Here is a 15,875-nt window from a genome sequence, read left to right as displayed (position 1 = left end):
TACCAGGTCCCGCCGACCGTTTCCGCCGCGATCGCGGGAGGCGAGGCGGGAAACTAACCGCGTTCTGCGGGCGCGCCGCTTCCGGCGTCCTCGTCCGCGAAGCACAGGGGCAGCCGCAGGCCGAGCTGCGAATAGATCTCGAGCTGGTCGTAGTAGCAGCGCTGGCTCAGGATGAGGCCGTCCTCCAGATGCCAGAACCAGGAGACGCGTACGCTGATGCGCCGGCCGGTCGGGGCGAGAAGATCGCCCCCGACGACCAGATAGGGCCCGGTGTGCGTGCCTGCCGCTGTCATCTCCGTCGCGACCGCGTCCGCGAGTGTGATCGTCTCCCATCGGGTGAAGTGCAGGTCGGGAAAGCCCTCCCACATCTGCAGCATGTAGGACCCGATCTCCCCGGGCTCCCCCGCCTCCATCTCCGGTCCGATCACCACCGCGCCCGGCGCATAGCACCGCAACACCGCCTGCAGGTCGTGCGCGTTCATCGCGTCGAGCATCCGGTCAACGACGTCGTACACCGCGGGAGCACCTCCATTCTCTCGGGGGGAGGAACCAAAGAAGCAGCTATAACTGGATAAACAGTACATATACGCCCATTTGCCCCATCAGCTGGAGTGAGGCGCGGGCGTCACCTCCGGCCCCGGACGGGGGCGAGGCCCGGCGGCCGCATCCGGCCCCGGACGGGCGTCGTGGTTGGATGAGTCCCGCTATGGACGTGACCACCTGGTATCTCGAACAGACCAGCCCCGCAGACCTGCGGCCGGGACGGACCCCCGCGATCCCCGCGCAGGTCGTCCGCGCCGAGGTCCCCAGCCCCGAGTTCAGCCGCTTCCTCTACACGGCCGTAGGCGGCGACTGGCAGTGGACCAACCGGCTGCCGTGGACCTGGAAGCAGTGGAGGGACTGGCTCGACCGGCCGGGCGTCGAGACCTGGGTGGCCTGGGTGCGCGGCACCCCCGCCGGGTACGCCGAGCTGGTGGCCCAGGACGACGCCACGGTCGAGATCACCAACTTCGGGCTCCTGCCGTACGCGATCGGGCAGGGCCTCGGCGGGTGGCTGCTGGGCGAGGCCACGGCCCGAGCCTGGGACCTCGCCGGGCGCTGGCCTGAGCGGGAGGCCACCCGGCGGGGGTGGGTGCACACCTGCTCCCTCGACGGGCCCGCGGCGCTGGCGAACTACAAGGCCCGGGGCTTCCGGATCTACGACGAGAAGCTGAACGCGCCCGGCGACGAGGACGAGGGCGAGACGCCCGGTCCCTGGCCCGGCGCCGGCCCCCGCGACTGACCCGTCCAGGACCGGTCCGGGACCGGTCCGGGACCGGTCCGAAACCGGGAAGGGCTGTCCCGTCGGGGAAGCCGGACGGCGGGCACGAGCCCGGCAGTATGGTGGTGAGTCGCGAACAGGGTGAACTCTCGGCAGAATGTTCGATGCCCACTATTGATGTTCACCACGACCGTTCGCCCTCCCCGGTCACGACGGCCGGGGTCCGGCTCCTCGACACGCAGGAAACCAGGACATGGCCCGACGCACGACGACACCCCCGCCGGACGAGGACTTCGAGGAGCGGATCGTCGACATCGACGTCTCCGCGGAGATGCGGACGAGCTTCCTTGAGTACGCCTACTCGGTGATCTACCAGCGCGCGCTGCCCGACGCGCGCGACGGACTCAAGCCCGTCCAGCGCCGCATCCTCTACTCCATGAGCGAGATGGGCCTGCGGCCCGACCGCGGGCACGTCAAGTCCTCCCGCGTCGTCGGCGAGGTCATGGGCAAGCTCCACCCGCACGGCGACTCGGCCATCTACGACGCGCTCGTACGGCTCGCGCAGCCGTTCTCGATGCGCCTGCCGCTGGTCGACGGGCACGGCAACTTCGGCTCTCCCGACGACCTGCCCGCGGCGATGCGCTACACCGAGGCCCGCCTCGCGCCGGCCGCCATGCTCATGGTGCAGTCGATCGACGAGGACACCGTCGACTTCAAGCCCAACTACGACGGCCAGGAGACCGAGCCGTCGGTCATGCCGTCGGCGTTCCCCAACCTGCTCGTCAACGGCGCCTCCGGCATCGCGGTCGGCATGGCCACCAACATGGCCCCGCACAACCTCGGCGAGGTCATCGCCGCGGCCCGCTACCTGATCAGGAAGCCGGACGCGACGCTCGACGAGCTCATGCGCTTCGTCCCCGGCCCCGACCTGCCGACCGGCGGCACGATCATCGGCCTGAACGGCATCAGGGACGCGTACGAGACCGGCCGCGGCACCTTCAAGATGCGGGCCAAGGCGACGATCGAGCAGGTCACGCCGCGCCGCAAGGGCATCGTCGTCACCGAGCTGCCGTTCAACGTGGGCCCCGAGCGGGTCGTCACCAAGATCAAAGAGCTGGTGAACGCGAAGAAGCTCACCGGCATCGCCGACCTCAAGGACCTGACCGACCGCCACAAGGGCCTGCGCCTGGTCATCGAGATCAAGAACGGCTTCAACCCGGAGGCCGTGCTGGAGGAGCTCTATCGGCTGACGCCGATGGAGGAGACCTTCGGCATCAACAACGTCGCGCTCGTCGACGGCCAGCCGCGCACGCTCGGCCTGCGCGAGCTGCTGTCGGTCTACGTGGACCACCGGCTCGACGTCGTGCGCAGGCGGTCGCTCTATCGGCTGCGCAAGCGCGAGGAACGGCTCCACCTCGTCGACGGCCTGATCATCGCGCTGCTCAACATCGACCAGGTCATCCGGGTGATCCGCGACTCGGACGACACGGCCCAGGCCCGCACGCGGCTCATGGAGACCTTCGAGCTGAGCGAGATCCAGGCCAACTACATCCTCGACACCCCGCTGCGCCGCCTCACCCGCTACGACAAGCTGGAGCTCGACCGCGAGAAGGAGCAGCTCCAGGCCGACATCGCCGAGCTGAACGAGATCCTCGGCTCTGACGACCGGCTGCGCAAGGTCGTGTCGTCCGAGCTGGCCGAGGTGGCCAAGACGTACGGCACGCCGCGCCGCACGGTCCTGCTGGAGTCGTCGGAGGCGGCCAGGACCGCCGTCGTGCCGCTGGAGGTGGCCGACGATCCCTGCCTGGTGCTGCTGTCGTCCACCGGCCTGCTCGCCCGTACGACCGACGCCTCGCCCGTCTCCGGCGAGGGCGACCGGACGGCGCACGACGTGCTGGTCTCTGTGGTCCGCTCGACCGTGCGCGGCGAGGTGGGCGTGGTGACCTCCCAGGGCCGGATGATCCGGGTCTCGGTGCTCGACCTGCCCGCACTGCCGCCCTCGGCCAATCCGCCCTCGCTCGCCGGCGGCCATCCGGTGTCGGAGTATGTCGCCCTCGAACCGGACGAGAAGGTCGTCGGGCTGGGCTCGCTCGACCCGGACGGGCCGGGGCTCGCACTCGGCACCAGCCAGGGCGTGGTCAAGCGGGTCGTGCCCGAATATCCGGTCAACCGCGACGAGTTCGAGGTGATCGGGCTGCGGGACGGCGACGTGGTAGTCGGCGCCGTCGAGCTGACCTCCGCCGACCACGACCTGGTGTTCATCACCAGCGACGCGCAGCTCCTGCGCTTCCCCGCCTCCGTCGTACGGCCCCAGGGACGTCCCGCGGGCGGCATGGCGGGCGTACGCCTCGACGGCGACGCGAAGGTGGTCTTCTTCGGCGTGGTCGATCCCACGCGGGAGGCGCGTGTGGTGACGATCGCCGGCTCCTCCACCGCCCTGCCCGGCACGCAGATGGGCGCGGGCAAGGTCTCCGACTACGCCGACTTCCCGCCCAAGGGGCGGGCGACCGGTGGCGTGCGCGCCCAGCGCTTCCTGAAGGGCGAAGACGTCCTGCTGCTCGCCTACGCCGGCCCGGCACCGGTCAAGGCCGTCTCCTCGACCGGCAAGCCGGTGCCGCTGCCCGAGGAGCTCGGCCGCCGTGACGGCTCCGGGGTGCGCCTCGTGCACGCCATCGCCGCGATCGGCGGCGCGCTCGGCGCGGACGGCGGCGAGGAGGCCGCCGCGACGGAGGGCGGCCTGGCCACCACCGGCGACACCGGAGGCGAAGAGCCGTCCCAGTGACCGGAGGCCAAGAGCCGCCACGATGACGCGCAGGCGGCTCCTCGCCGCCCATGTGGCACGGCGGCGCGGAGCCGCCCCATGCCGCACAGGCGGCACGCCGCCCTATGCGACACCTGCGGCGCGGGGCCGGTTTCACGGCTCCGCGCCGCCGCCGCGCGCCCTTTCGCGGCGCTCAGGTGGCGGCGGGGCTCTCCCGGGACGAGGAGTGGAACGAGGCGCGGTACGCCTGCGGCGTGGTCCCCACGACCCGCTTGAACCGCTCCCTGAACGCCGTCGGCGACCCGAAACCTGCCTGCGTGGCGATGCGTTCGATGCCGTGGTCGGTGTTCTCCAGCAGATACTGCGCCCGCCGGACCCGGGCGCGCAGCAGCCACTGCAGCGGTGTGGTGCCGGTCTGCTGCCGGAAGCGCCTGCTGAACGTCCGCTCGCTCATCCCGCAGCGGGCCGCCATCTCCCGCAGGGTCAGGTCGTGGCCGAGGTTGTCCTCGATCCACGCCAGCACCGGCTCCAGCACCGAGCCGCTGGGCACCGGAGGGTGCTCGTGGACGATGAACTGGGCCTGGCCTCCCTCCCGCTCCAGCGGCATCACCGACAGGCGGGCCGCGTCGGCCGCGACGGCCGAGCCGTGGTCGCGCCGGATCATGTGCAGGCACAGGTCGAGCCCGGCGGCCGCGCCCGCCGAGGTGAGCACCTGCCCGTTGTCGACGTAGAGCACGTCCGGCCGCACGTCCACGAGCGGGAACCGCCGGGCCAGCAGGGGCGCCGCCGCCCAGTGCGTGGTCGCCCGCAGGCCGTCCAGCAGCCCTGCCGCCGCGAGCGTGAACGCGCCGACGCAGATCGACGCGAGGCGGGTGCCCCGCGAGGCGGCGTGGCGCAGCGCCTCAAGCGCCTCGGCCGGAGGCGGCCCGGCCCGCTCGGAGCGGCCGGGGACGATGACCGTGTCGGCCTCGGCCAGCGCGTCGAGGCCGTACGGCACGCGCAGGGCGAACGCGTCGCTCTCCACTTCGGGGGCGGGCCCGCACACCCGCACCCGATAGGGGCTCCGGCCGTCCGGCAGGCGGGTGCGCCCGAACACCTCGATGGGGGTCGCCAGATCGAACGGCACGACATGGTCCAGTGCCAAGATCGCCACAGTGTGCACGATCGCCACGATAGACGGGATCCCGCCACCACCACATCCAGGCCTGATACGCGAACTCTCCGGTGAGAACCGTTGGCGAGAATCCGTTGGCTTTTGTCGTTCTCGCCTCTGGGATCGCCCCGGGCCGCACTCCTACGGTTGGTGACCGCACCGCCGACGACACCGCCGACGACACCCGCGACGACACCCGCGACGACACCCGCGACGACAAGGAGCGATGCCCATGCCGGCCCAGTTCGCGCGCCACGTGACCGGTCACCACCCAGGGCTCGACGCGCTCAGCGCCTTCGGGTGCGAGCGCCGCCCGCTGATATGGGACCAGGCACGATGACCGCGTTCTTCCTGGCCGTCCACGTCCTCGCCGCGATCCTCGCGGTCGGCCCGGTCGCCGTCGCGGCGAGCATGTTCCCCGCCGCCGCGCGTGCCCTGTCGAATCGTGGCCTCTCCAACGAGAGCGACGGCGCCCGGACCGGCGGCGTGGCCGCGCTCCGCATTCTGCACCGCATCTGCCGGGTCTACGCCGTCGCGGGCCTGGCCGTACCGGTCTTCGGGTTCGCCACGGCGAGCGGCCTCGGCGTGCTGGGCGACGCGTGGGTGATCGCGTCCGTCCTGCTCACCGGCGCGGCGGCGGCGATCCTGGCCCTGGCGGTCCTGCCGCGTCAGGACGCCGTCCTCGCCAGGCTCACCGCCGGGGACTCCACACCCGCCGACGCCGGCGGTGGGGTGGCGCGGCTCGCCATGCTGACCGGCGTCTTCAACCTGCTGTGGGCGGCCGTCACGGTGCTGATGATCGTCCGGCCCGGCTCGACCACGGGAGTCTGACCATGTCACGCCCTCATTCGGCGCTGCGCGCCGCCGCCGCCGTTGAGCTGGGGTCGCTGGCCGTCCTCCTGGCCAATCTGGCCACCCTGCACCTGCCGCCCGTCTCCTCGCTCGTCGGCCCCCTGCACGGCTGCGCGTACCTGATCGTCGTCGTGGCCGCCGCCCGTGACGCGGAGTGCGACCCGACCGGCAAGGTGCTGGCCTGGCTGCCGGGAATCGGCGGCCTTCTCGTCCTGCGGCGTCTCACGCGCCGGGACAAAGCCGCCGACTCCTTCGGTTAGGCGTCGGCTCACCCGGTGATCAGGCAGAACGGATGCCCGGCCGGGTCGAGGAAGACCGTCCAGTGGCCCTCGCCCGGCTGGTGCTCGTGCCTGACGGCCCCCAGGGCGAGCACCTGCTTCTCCGCCTCGGCGATGTCGTCCACGCTCAGATCGAGGTGGAACTGCTGCGGGTGCTCGGCGGACGGCCAGGCCGGGGGCACGTACTCGGGAACCCGCTGGAAGGCGATCCGGGTCTGGTCGTCGCCGGCGAGCATGATCCAGTCCTCGTCCTCGTCGGCGACCTCCCAGCCGAGCAGCCCGGCGTAGAAGCCGGCCAGTGCCTTCGGCTCCGGACAGTCGAGCACGACCGAGTGCACACGTGCGACACCGCTCATGGTGACCTCTTCTCCCTCCAGCGGATAACACCGGTGAAAACCCTATACCGGTGTCGCAAGCGATGGCCAGCCGTTTGGAAGTGCCCGAAAGCCCGCCCCCGCGTGACCGCTCGGAGGGGCATCGGGCAACATCTGTGACATGACCGGAGCTTTCGACGATCTACTGGCCGCCAACGAAAAGTACGCGAGCACGTTCACCCACTCCGGGCTCAGCGGCCGCGCGGCGCGTGGGCTGGCAGTGGTGACGTGCATGGACTCCCGAATCGACCCGCTCGGGCTGCTCGGCCTGAACGCGGGCGATGCCAAGATCCTGCGCAACGCGGGTGCGCGGGTGACCGACGACGTGCTGCGGACCCTGGTCCTCGCCGTCTATCTGCTCGGCGTCGACCGTGTGCTGGTGATGCCGCACACCGACTGCCGGATGTCCAAGTCGACCGACGAGGACGTGCACAACCTCATCGCCGCCGACTACGGCGTCGACACCCGCAGCCTCGACTTCCAGACCGTCCCCGACCAGCGGGCCGCGCTGCGGCACGACATCACCCGCATCACGTCCAGCCCCTACCTGCCCGACGACCTCGCCGTAGGCGGCGCGATCTACGACGTGCACACCGGACGGCTCCAGCCCGTCGAGTTCTGATTCCCACCCCTCCTCGTACGGCAGGCCGCCCGGCCTGCCGTACGTGACCGGGTCGGGCTCCTTCTCCGCTCCTTCCGGCCATGCCGGAACCAGGGCGCACCGCTGCTACGTTGTCCTGGCCGACGACACGTGAGCCTTTCCCCGGCACCACAACCGGTCCCGAGGCGCCCCCCCTAGGAGCCCCCATATGCCAAGCCGCAATTCCTCCGCCTCCGGCGGAACGTCAGGCCGATCCTTCCGTCGCATCGCCATCCTGGTGATCCTCGCGCTCATCGTCGTCGGGACGCCGACCCTGATCGGTGCCTTCAGCGGGTTCGAGCGCACCAGCGGCGGCGAGGTGGCGGTCGTCCGCGACGGCGGCCCGCTCGACGACAACAAGGTCCGCCAGGTCATCGACCCCGGTTCCGGAGTCACCTGGATCGGCTGGTGGTCCCAGATCCACCGCTATCCGGCGCAGCAGCGGTTCTACACGATCACCTCGAACTCCGGCGAGGGCGAGAAGTCCGGCGTCGACGTGGTCAACGTGCCGAGCAGCGACGGCGTCAACATGGGCATCGAGGGCACGCTCTACTTCGGGCTCAACCTCGACCACGAGACGCTGAAGTCGTTCGACGACAAGTTCGGCACGCGCAAGTTCCGCAGCACCAACGGCGGGACCTACTACCCCTGGGACGGCGACGAGGGCTGGTCGGCCTTCCTCGACCAGATCATCCGTCCCGTGATCGACAACGACCTGCGCACCCAGATCAACAACTTCCGCTGCGCCGAGCTGGTCTCCTCCTGCGCGCTCGTGCAGAACAACAGCGGCACCCAGCAGACCGGCCTGCCGCAGCAGGGCAACAACGCGAACATCGCCAAGATCCAGAACGCGGTGAACACGAGCCTGGCGGAGGACCTCAAGGCGACTCTCGGCGCCGACTTCGTGACCAACATCCACTTCAACCTCTCGCGGGTGACCCTGCCCACCGAGGTCCAGGAGGCGGTCAACCAGGCGCAGGCCGCGTTCGCGAAGGTCACCGAGGCGCAGGCGAAGGTCGCCCAGGCGCGCGCCGAGGCCGAGGCCAACAAGGCCCGCCAGGACGGCTACAACAGGTGCCCCACGTGTGCGGAGATCGAGAAGCTGAAGGCCCTGCCCCAGGGCATCACGGTGTACGCGCCGGGCAATACTGGAGGCGTCGCCCTGCCCACCAAGTAGGAAGCCGCAACCCCGATGCGCCTGCTCGCCCTTCCGGTGACACTCATCGTCATCGCCGTGCTCATATATCTGCTCGTGGTGCTCGCGCGCGGCGGGAGGCCGGCGTCGCGGCGCGAGGTGGCCGGGCAGGCCCGCTGGGAGACCGACACGGTCATGGAGAACGGATGGACCCTGATCGTCGTACGCAAGGTCGCTCCCGGCCCCAACGGGCCGGTGGAGCTGACCAGACAGACGGTCAGGGCCATCCCCGACGACGATCCCGCCTGGGACGAGCGCTACCGGGAGGGCATGCTGGAGGCCCGCAACCGGGTCAGCACCCTGGAGATCGAGTCCAACTGAGCCGGTACGCCCGCCACGGTGCGGCCGCCGGGCGTACCGGAGGTGGCACTGGGAGACACCAGGGTCACACACCGTCCGAGGTCGCCCGGCACATCGCCGACGGCATCCTCGGCTGACGGCTTCTGAGCCGTAAGGGCCGTAACTGCCGCGAGGGCCGGTGGGGGTGGCGGCGGCGCGCATGGCCATCGAGCCGGGGCCGCATGCCCGGACAAGGAGCTCTCCGGTGGCGCGTTGATCGTCGCCGGTGGCGCCTGCTGCCGGCCCGGCTTCTTTAGCGACGTATTCGGGCTCTTCATGATCCTGCCGCTCACCCGCCGCCGGGTGCGCTCGCTCGCCGACCCGGGCGTGCCGGGGCCGCGTGATGTCCGGCGAGGTCATCGACCGCGCGTGACGGGCTCATCGCCGTGCGGAGTCTCGACACGGCCCGCTCACCTCGTACGGCGGGAGGAAGGTCTCTTCGATGCCGCACTTTCAGCATAAGCCGGAATGCGACGGGATTATCTGAATAAAGTAGACAACCCGAAGACCTGTCATTAATAGAGCGATAAATAAATAGGTGGCGGCGTGTGACACCTGTGTGTCGGCACGGGCGCATCGAATGAATGGATGCAAGATGGTCCACACCGGGAGGCCTGCGGCCGACGGGCCTCTCCGGGGAAATTTCGACATCGCGCACCTATGGGTGGAATCTCATTTAGAGGTGATCACGTTGGCCACGCTCGGCAGCATGTTCAGGGGTTTCGCAATCGGCACGGTGCTGACCGCCGGCACCGTCCCCGTGATTGACATCGCCGCCGTCGAATCCGCCACTGCCGCACGTGAGGCAGCCTCTCAAGTCCGCCATGGACACCTTCGCCCCGCCGTTCACTCCTCTCATCGCCCGGGCCCGAATCACAAGAACAAGAACAAGAACAAAAGCAAGAACAAGCAAAGGCAGCACGAGCGTCAGGGCGCGAACCAGAACCAGAACATGCTGCGGGATCTCACTCAGGTGCTGCCGCCGGTACAGAAGACAGAGACGACATCCGTGGCGCTCCCCTACAACTGGCAGAACTCTGACGCGACGGCGCAGACCTGGAGCGCGCAGGACAGGATTTTGACCACGGACGGGGCGCCTCACCAGAGCCAGGTGGCGGGTCCGCAGGGACCCGCGGGGCCGGCACGGTCGCAAGGCCCACAGGGTCCGGCAGGCCCGCAAGGCCCACAGGGTCCGGCAGGCCCGGCGGGCCCGAAGGGGCCTGCAGGGCCGCACGGCGAGCGAGGTGTAGCGGGTCCACAGGGTCCAGCAGGCCCGGCGGGTCCGCAAGGCCCAGCAGGCCCGCAAGGCCCGGCAGGTCCAGTCGGTCCGGCAGGTCCGCAGGGCCCGGCGGGTCCACAGGGTCCAGCAGGCCCGCAAGGCCCGGCGGGTCCACAGGGTCCAGCAGGCCCGCAAGGCCCGGCGGGTCCACAGGGTCCAGCAGGCCCGCAAGGCCCGGCGGGAGTCTCGGGCTATGAGGTCGTCACCGGAGCAGCGTTCACCTCAGACCCGGTATCTATAGATTCCGCGGGAGTTATGTGCCCCGCCGGAAAAGTGGTGATTTCCGGCGGATTCAGGACTCTTGTGGGCACCCTCGCTCCAGGCGACGGCACCATCTCTATCGTCACATCCGCGCCGAACGCCGCAAATACGGGGTGGGAGGTCTTGGTTTTCAACAACAGCCAGTTCGATGCGATTCTCGCCCCTTATGCGATCTGCGCCAATGCATCCTGACTGTCGAGCGGAGCGGTCGCGCTTTCGGCCGGCGCGCCGGCGGCAACCGGCGTTGCCGGAGGCGGAACGCGGCCGTCGCCGATCGCGGCCTCTCGATGCTCCTATGTCGTAAAGCCGTCATGTCCAGGGGCCGATCAGTCGCCCGAGAGTTCGGGGGGCCGCCGTCTTTCCGGGTGCGGTTGAAAGTTCCAGAGTGCGCCATGACACCCCTTCCCGATGACCGGGCAGGGGTGTCGGCGTTTCCACCGCTCCGGAGTGCAAGACGGGGTGACGGCCGGTCAGCGCTCTTCCCAGGGCCGACGCCGTCCTCTTTCCACTCCAGCCGGCCGACGACGCCGATCACACCGTTGGTCCGCTCGACCATGCGGGTGAGCACCCATGCTTGCGAGCGGCGCTCCACGGCGCACGTGAGCGTCACGACGCCTTCCGGCACCGACACCTCGACGCGTGACAGGAGATCCTGGCGCCCCTACGGCATATACCTATTGACTTGGTAGGAATAGTTGGCAACGCTGAGCCCAGCGACTCATACGATTCGAAGGGGCATCACATGAGCGTCACCGACGAGCTCCTCGCCAACGCCGAGCGATACGCCGCGGCCTTCGACAAGGGACACCTGCCGCTGCCCCCGGCACGCGGGGTGGCCGTCCTCGCCTGCATGGACGCCCGGCTGAACGTGTACGGCCTGCTCGGGCTCAGCGAGGGCGACGCCCACGTCATCCGCAACGCCGGCGGCGTGGTGACCGCGGACGAGCGGCGCAGCCTCGCCATCAGCCAGCGCCTGCTCGGCACGCGGGAGATCATTCTCATCCACCACACAGACTGCGGAATGCTGACCTTCACCGACGACGACTTCCGCCGGGGCATCGAGGCCGAGACCGGGATCAAGCCCGACTGGGCCGCCGAGGCGTTCTCCGACCTCGACGCGGACGTCATCCAGTCGATCAACAGGATCACGGCCGACCCGTTCATCCCGCACAAGGACTCGGTGCGGGGGTTCGTCTACGAGGTCGAGACCGGACGCCTGCGCGAGGTCAAGCCCTGAGAGGCGGCCTCCGGTCGTCACACCTCACGGGGAAGGTGGGCCGGCGACCAGGCGACCTGATGTGTCAGGCGTCGATGTGGTCGCGGTCCACCTCGGCGGCGCTGCCGATGATGAACTCGCGGCGCGGGCCGACATCGCTGCCCATGAGGAGGTTGAAGATGCGCTCGGCGTCCTCGACGTCCTCGATCCGCACGCGGCGCAGGACGCGGTGGCGCGGGTCCATGGTCGTCTCGGCGAGCTGATCGGCGTCCATCTCACCGAGGCCCTTGTAACGCTGCACGGGGTCCTTCCAGCGCTTGCCGCGCCGCTCCAGGTCGCGCAGGACCTTGTGCAGCTCGGCGTCACTGTAGGTGTAGATGTACTTGTCCTGGCCACGCCCGGGGTTGGTGACCTCGATGCGGTGCAGCGGCGGCACCGCGGCGAACACCCGCCCGGCCTCGACCATCGGCTTCATGTAGCGGTGGAAGAGCGTGAGCAGCAGGCAGCGGATGTGCGCGCCGTCCACGTCCGCGTCGGCCATCAGGATGATCTTGCCGTAGCGGGCCGACTCGATGTCGAACGAACGGCCGGACCCCGCGCCGACCACCTGGATGATCGCGGCGCACTCGGCGTTCTTGAGCATGTCGGCGACCGACGCCTTCTGCACGTTCAGGATCTTGCCCCGGATCGGCAGCAGCGCCTGGAACTCCGAGTCGCGGGCGAGCTTGGCCGTGCCCAGCGCGGAGTCGCCCTCGACGATGAACAGCTCGCTGCGGTCGACGTCGTCGCTGCGGCAGTCGACCAGCTTGGCGGGCAGCGCCGAGTTTTCCAGGGCCGACTTGCGCCGCTGGTTGTCGCGGTGCTCGCGGGCGGCGATGCGGGCCTTGGCCGCGGCCACGACCTTCTCCAGCACCGCGCGCAGCTGCTGCTTCTGCCCCCGCTTGGGGTTCGCGAACAGCGCCTTGAGCTCACGGGTGACCACATGGGCGACGATGCGACTGGCCGCGGAGGTGCCGAGCACCTCCTTGGTCTGGCCCTCGAACTGCGGCTCGGGCACCCGCACGGTGACGACCGCGGTCAGCCCTTCGAGGATGTCCTCCTTGGTCACCGGCTCGTCGCCGTTCTTCAGCAGCCGGGTCTCCCTGAGCTGCTCGTTGATCGTGCGGACCAGAGCCCGCTCGAATCCCGCGACGTGGGTGCCGCCCTTGGGCGTGGCGATCACGTTCACGAACGAGCGTACGGTCGTCTCGTAGCCCTTCCCCCAGCGGACCGCGACGTCGACGGTGAGCTCCCGCTCGACCTCCGTCGGCGTCATGTGGCCCTGCTCGTCGAGCACGGGGACCGTCTCGTGGAAGTGGCCCTCGCCCTGCAGCCGCAGCACGTCGCACACGGCCTCGTCGCGGGACAGGAACTCGGTGAACTCGCTGATGCCGCCGTCGAAGCGGAACGTCTCCTCGGCCGGTTCCTCGCCGCGGGCGTCGCGCACCACGAGCGTGAGCCCCGGCACCAGGAAGGCCGTCTGGCGCAGCCGCACGTGGATCTCGTCGAGCGAGACCTCCGCCTCGGGCAGGAAGATCTGCCGGTCGGCCCAGAAACGCACGCGGGTGCCGGTGGCGTGGCGCGGGGCCGGGCCGCCGTCGCGCAGGCCGGACTTCTTGCGGAACTTGGCGGTCGGGCCGTCGCCGTCGAACACGCCGGGCACGCCCCGGCGGAAGCTGATCTGGTGGACCTTGCCGTCGCGGTCGACCTCCACGTCCACCCGGGAGGACAGCGCGTTGACCACCGAGGCGCCGACACCGTGCAGACCACCGGAGGCGCCGTAGGAGCCGCCGCCGAACTTGCCGCCCGCGTGGAGCTTCGTGTAGACGAGCTCGACGCCGGCCAGGCCGCTCTTGGGCTCGATGTCGACGGGGATGCCGCGCCCGTTGTCACGCACCTCGATCGAGCCGTCGGGGTGCAGCTCGACCTCGATCCGGGTGCAGTAGCCGCCGAGCGCCTCGTCGACCGAGTTGTCGACGATCTCCCACAGGCAGTGCATGAGGCCGCGCGTGTCCGTGGAGCCGATGTACATCCCCGGGCGCTTGCGGACCGCCTCCAGGCCTTCCAGCACAGAGAGATGACGGGCGGTGTACCCCGTCTCCGCGCGAACCGCAGTCACACCCAACTCCTATTTATCAATCGAACACGCGTACGCAGCTTAACGCCACTCATGTTTGTACGCGCACAAGCTTGCCAGGCGCAGCACTATGACCGGCACTTTCGCTGTGATCCCGGTCACTTTACGGATCATTCTGCTCTGGGCGTACTCGGAGCATGATTGGGAAGGCCCGTATCCGGTTAGATGTTGTCCCAAGTGACTGACGCCAACGTCCCCACACCGTGGGGCGACCCGAAAGGCGATACGTGACTGGAGCTCTCGCCCCCATCAAGCCGCTGACGGCCCTGGACCGGTGTGACCGGTGCGGTGCTCAGGCCTACATCCGCGCGACCCTGCCCGTGGGTGGGGAGTTGCTGTTCTGCGCCCACCACGGGCGTCAGCACGTGGCTGTGCTGCGCGACAAAGGTGCTGAGATCCAGGACGAGTCGGCCCGACTCAGTGAATCCCCCGCGACCGCCCCTGACGGCGAGCGCTGACCCATAGACGGCGTGCCGGAGCGCGGACGACGACGTCGGCTCCGCGCGCCGTCTCCATATGAATCATCGATCCACGTCATCGGCCCGGACGAACCTCTCGGCCCGGGCCGCCCGGCCGGCGCCACCGCCGTTCCCCGCTTCCCCCGGGGCCCGGCGGCGGCGCCCGCGGGTCAGGACCGCACCCGGTAGTGGTAGCGGCCGGCGACGGTGAATCCCTCACGCTCGTAGAGCGCGCGGGCGCCGGTGTTGGCCTCCGTCACCACCAGGTAGGCGCTGTCGGCGCCACGCTGCCGTCCCCAGGCGAGCAGGGTGCGCAGCACGGCCGCGCCCAGCCCGCGCCGCCTGACGTGCGGCTCGACCGCCATGCAGTAGATCCCGAGCCGGCGCCCCTGCGGCACGGCCCGTCCCACCGCGCCCTCCTCCAGGAGGACGTACCCGGCGGGCACCCCGCTGAGGATGCGCTCGCCCCACGTCCGCGCCGGAACCCCGCCGGTCTCGTCGTGGCGCCCGCCGTCCACGGTCCACCAGGTGTGCAGCCACCGTTCCGACGGCCTGTCCGCCACCGGAGCCCCGGCGGCGGCCTCGTCGCCGGTGATCGGCCTGGTCATCACCAGGGTGGGGTCCACGAGCCGATAACCCCGGCGGCCGAGTTCGTCGTCGAGCCCGGGCGAGGCGCCCATGCCGACCGAGAACACGCAGGGCTGTCCGATGCCCGCGTAGAAACGCTCGGCCCGGTCGCCCGCCTCCGGCAGATCCGCGCGCTCTCCCAGCGGCAGCACCGAGTTGGCCCGCTTCGTCACACCGCCCGCGTGCCGGTAGACCCAGCCCCCGTCCTCGACCCGTCCCGGCGCCGGCCATGCCTCGTCGACCAGGAGGTCGAACCGTGCGATCTCCTCGCTCACCTCACTCACCCGCCGCAGCCTAGTTGACCTGCGCTGCCCGGGTTCGAACCCCCTACCTGCCTCCGGGGTCGAGCGGGGCGTAGCCGAGCACGTGCTCGCGGAGCAGGACGCCCACCTCGGGGTCGTCCCGCTCGAACGCCTCCACCAGAGGTTCGTGGCGGCCGACGTTCTCGTGCGGGTTCATCCGGAACAGGCGGATCGACAGGTGCGACCACACCTCGATGCCGAGCGACTCCCACACCGACAGCAGCACCTCGTTGCCCGAGGCTTTCACGATCTCCCGGTGGAAGGCCACGAGGTGCCGCACCTGATCGTCCAGGGAACCGCCGGCCGCCGCGTCGCGCAGGCGGCCGAGATGCGTACGCAGCACCCCCACGCGGGGCCTGCCCAGCCGGACGGCCGTCTCCTCCAGGCCCGCCCGCACCTCGTACACTTCGCGAAGGTCGCTCCGGGTGAGCCCGCGGACCCGTGCGCCCTTGTTGGGCGCCGACTCGATGAGCCTGAGCGCCTCCAGCTCGCGCAGCGCCTCACGCACGGGGGCCTGGCTGACACCCAGCTCGGCGGCCACACGACGCTCGATGATACGGTCGCCGGGCTTCCATCGGCCGTGGATGAGGCCGTCGAGCACCGTTTGCCGGATATGGTCGCGAAGCGGCGGCCGCAGCACGGGTTCCACGAGGCCGATGATAGGGCCCAGGATACATCCGATGATCGATCATAGGGTGATTTA

The 15,875-nt window shown here is 70.0% G+C and carries 16 protein-coding genes; 10 read left to right on the top strand and 6 right to left on the bottom strand.

Annotation, left to right across the window (positions count from 1 at the left end; genetic code table 11):
• Nucleotides 1-53: 53 nt before the first annotated feature.
• Complete coding sequence (locus FLV34_RS08975) at nt 54-515, bottom strand: ester cyclase (RefSeq protein WP_168065661.1); 462 nt, start codon at nt 513-515, stop codon at nt 54-56.
• Nucleotides 516-706: 191 nt separating this feature from the next.
• On the opposite strand from FLV34_RS08975, the gene FLV34_RS08970 reads away from it, so the two are divergent.
• Both FLV34_RS08970 and FLV34_RS08965 read left to right on the top strand, forming a co-directional pair.
• Nucleotides 707-1,282, top strand: a complete 576-nt coding sequence (locus tag FLV34_RS08970) for a GNAT family N-acetyltransferase (protein WP_187280581.1) — start codon at nt 707-709, stop codon at nt 1,280-1,282.
• Nucleotides 1,283-1,514: 232 nt separating this feature from the next.
• Entirely contained in the window at nt 1,515-4,043 is a 2,529-nt protein-coding gene (locus FLV34_RS08965) for a DNA topoisomerase (ATP-hydrolyzing) subunit A (protein WP_142645710.1), read from the top strand.
• A gap of 172 nt (nt 4,044-4,215) precedes the next feature.
• Here FLV34_RS08965 and FLV34_RS08960 read toward each other — a convergent pair whose 3' ends face one another.
• Entirely contained in the window at nt 4,216-5,184 is a 969-nt protein-coding gene (locus tag FLV34_RS08960; RefSeq protein ID WP_222709450.1) for a GlxA family transcriptional regulator, read from the bottom strand.
• A gap of 327 nt (nt 5,185-5,511) precedes the next feature.
• On the opposite strand from FLV34_RS08960, the gene FLV34_RS08955 reads away from it, so the two are divergent.
• Both FLV34_RS08955 and FLV34_RS08950 read left to right on the top strand, forming a co-directional pair.
• Nucleotides 5,512-6,006, top strand: a complete 495-nt coding sequence (locus FLV34_RS08955; protein WP_142645712.1) for a hypothetical protein — start codon at nt 5,512-5,514, stop codon at nt 6,004-6,006.
• A 2-nt stretch (nt 6,007-6,008) separates the two neighbouring features.
• Complete coding sequence (locus FLV34_RS08950) at nt 6,009-6,287, top strand: DUF3817 domain-containing protein (RefSeq protein ID WP_142645713.1); 279 nt, start codon at nt 6,009-6,011, stop codon at nt 6,285-6,287.
• A gap of 8 nt (nt 6,288-6,295) precedes the next feature.
• On the opposite strand, the gene FLV34_RS08945 is transcribed toward FLV34_RS08950, so the two are convergent.
• Nucleotides 6,296-6,661, bottom strand: coding sequence for a VOC family protein (locus FLV34_RS08945; RefSeq protein ID WP_142645714.1), 366 nt, complete (start codon nt 6,659-6,661; stop codon nt 6,296-6,298).
• A gap of 139 nt (nt 6,662-6,800) precedes the next feature.
• On the opposite strand from FLV34_RS08945, the gene FLV34_RS08940 reads away from it, so the two are divergent.
• The 5 genes from FLV34_RS08940 (at nt 6,801) to FLV34_RS08915 (ending at nt 11,630) form a co-directional block, all read left to right on the top strand.
• A complete protein-coding gene (locus FLV34_RS08940) occupies nt 6,801-7,301 on the top strand; it encodes a carbonic anhydrase (RefSeq protein WP_142645715.1) in 501 nt (166 codons plus the stop codon).
• Between the two features lie 187 nt (nt 7,302-7,488).
• Complete coding sequence (locus FLV34_RS08935; protein WP_147942847.1) at nt 7,489-8,496, top strand: SPFH domain-containing protein; 1,008 nt, start codon at nt 7,489-7,491, stop codon at nt 8,494-8,496.
• Between the two features lie 15 nt (nt 8,497-8,511).
• The gene (locus tag FLV34_RS08930; RefSeq protein WP_142645717.1) at nt 8,512-8,835 is read left to right on the top strand and encodes a hypothetical protein; all 324 of its coding nucleotides are present in this window, start codon (nt 8,512-8,514) and stop codon (nt 8,833-8,835) included.
• Between the two features lie 231 nt (nt 8,836-9,066).
• Entirely contained in the window at nt 9,067-9,315 is a 249-nt protein-coding gene (locus FLV34_RS43365; RefSeq protein WP_147942846.1) for an FxsA family protein, read from the top strand.
• 1,820 nt (nt 9,316-11,135) lie between these two features.
• Nucleotides 11,136-11,630 carry a carbonic anhydrase gene (locus FLV34_RS08915; protein ID WP_142645719.1) on the top strand — a complete coding sequence of 165 codons (495 nt, stop codon included), beginning with the start codon at nt 11,136-11,138 and terminating at the stop codon, nt 11,628-11,630.
• 64 nt (nt 11,631-11,694) lie between these two features.
• Here the strand turns inward: FLV34_RS08915 and FLV34_RS08910 are convergent, their stop codons facing one another.
• Entirely contained in the window at nt 11,695-13,767 is a 2,073-nt protein-coding gene (locus tag FLV34_RS08910) for a type IIA DNA topoisomerase subunit B (protein WP_142645720.1), read from the bottom strand.
• Between the two features lie 245 nt (nt 13,768-14,012).
• Between FLV34_RS08910 and FLV34_RS08905 the strand changes: the two genes are divergently transcribed.
• Nucleotides 14,013-14,243 (top strand): hypothetical protein, encoded by a 231-nt coding sequence (locus FLV34_RS08905; protein WP_079312375.1) that lies wholly within the window; start codon nt 14,013-14,015, stop codon nt 14,241-14,243.
• Nucleotides 14,244-14,413: 170 nt separating this feature from the next.
• Here FLV34_RS08905 and FLV34_RS08900 read toward each other — a convergent pair whose 3' ends face one another.
• Nucleotides 14,414-15,154: an N-acetyltransferase gene (locus FLV34_RS08900; protein ID WP_261985709.1), complete on the bottom strand. Its 741-nt coding sequence runs from the start codon at nt 15,152-15,154 to the stop codon at nt 14,414-14,416.
• A 43-nt stretch (nt 15,155-15,197) separates the two neighbouring features.
• Nucleotides 15,198-15,812 (bottom strand): GntR family transcriptional regulator, encoded by a 615-nt coding sequence (locus FLV34_RS08895; RefSeq protein WP_222709456.1) that lies wholly within the window; start codon nt 15,810-15,812, stop codon nt 15,198-15,200.
• Nucleotides 15,813-15,875: the final 63 nt, after the last annotated feature.

It is taken from the genome of Microbispora sp. CSR-4, from assembly GCF_008033685.1.
Lineage (GTDB): Bacteria > Actinomycetota > Actinomycetes > Streptosporangiales > Streptosporangiaceae > Microbispora.
Note: the sequence above shows the minus strand (reverse complement) of the source record. Positions and strands in the feature narration are given on the sequence as shown.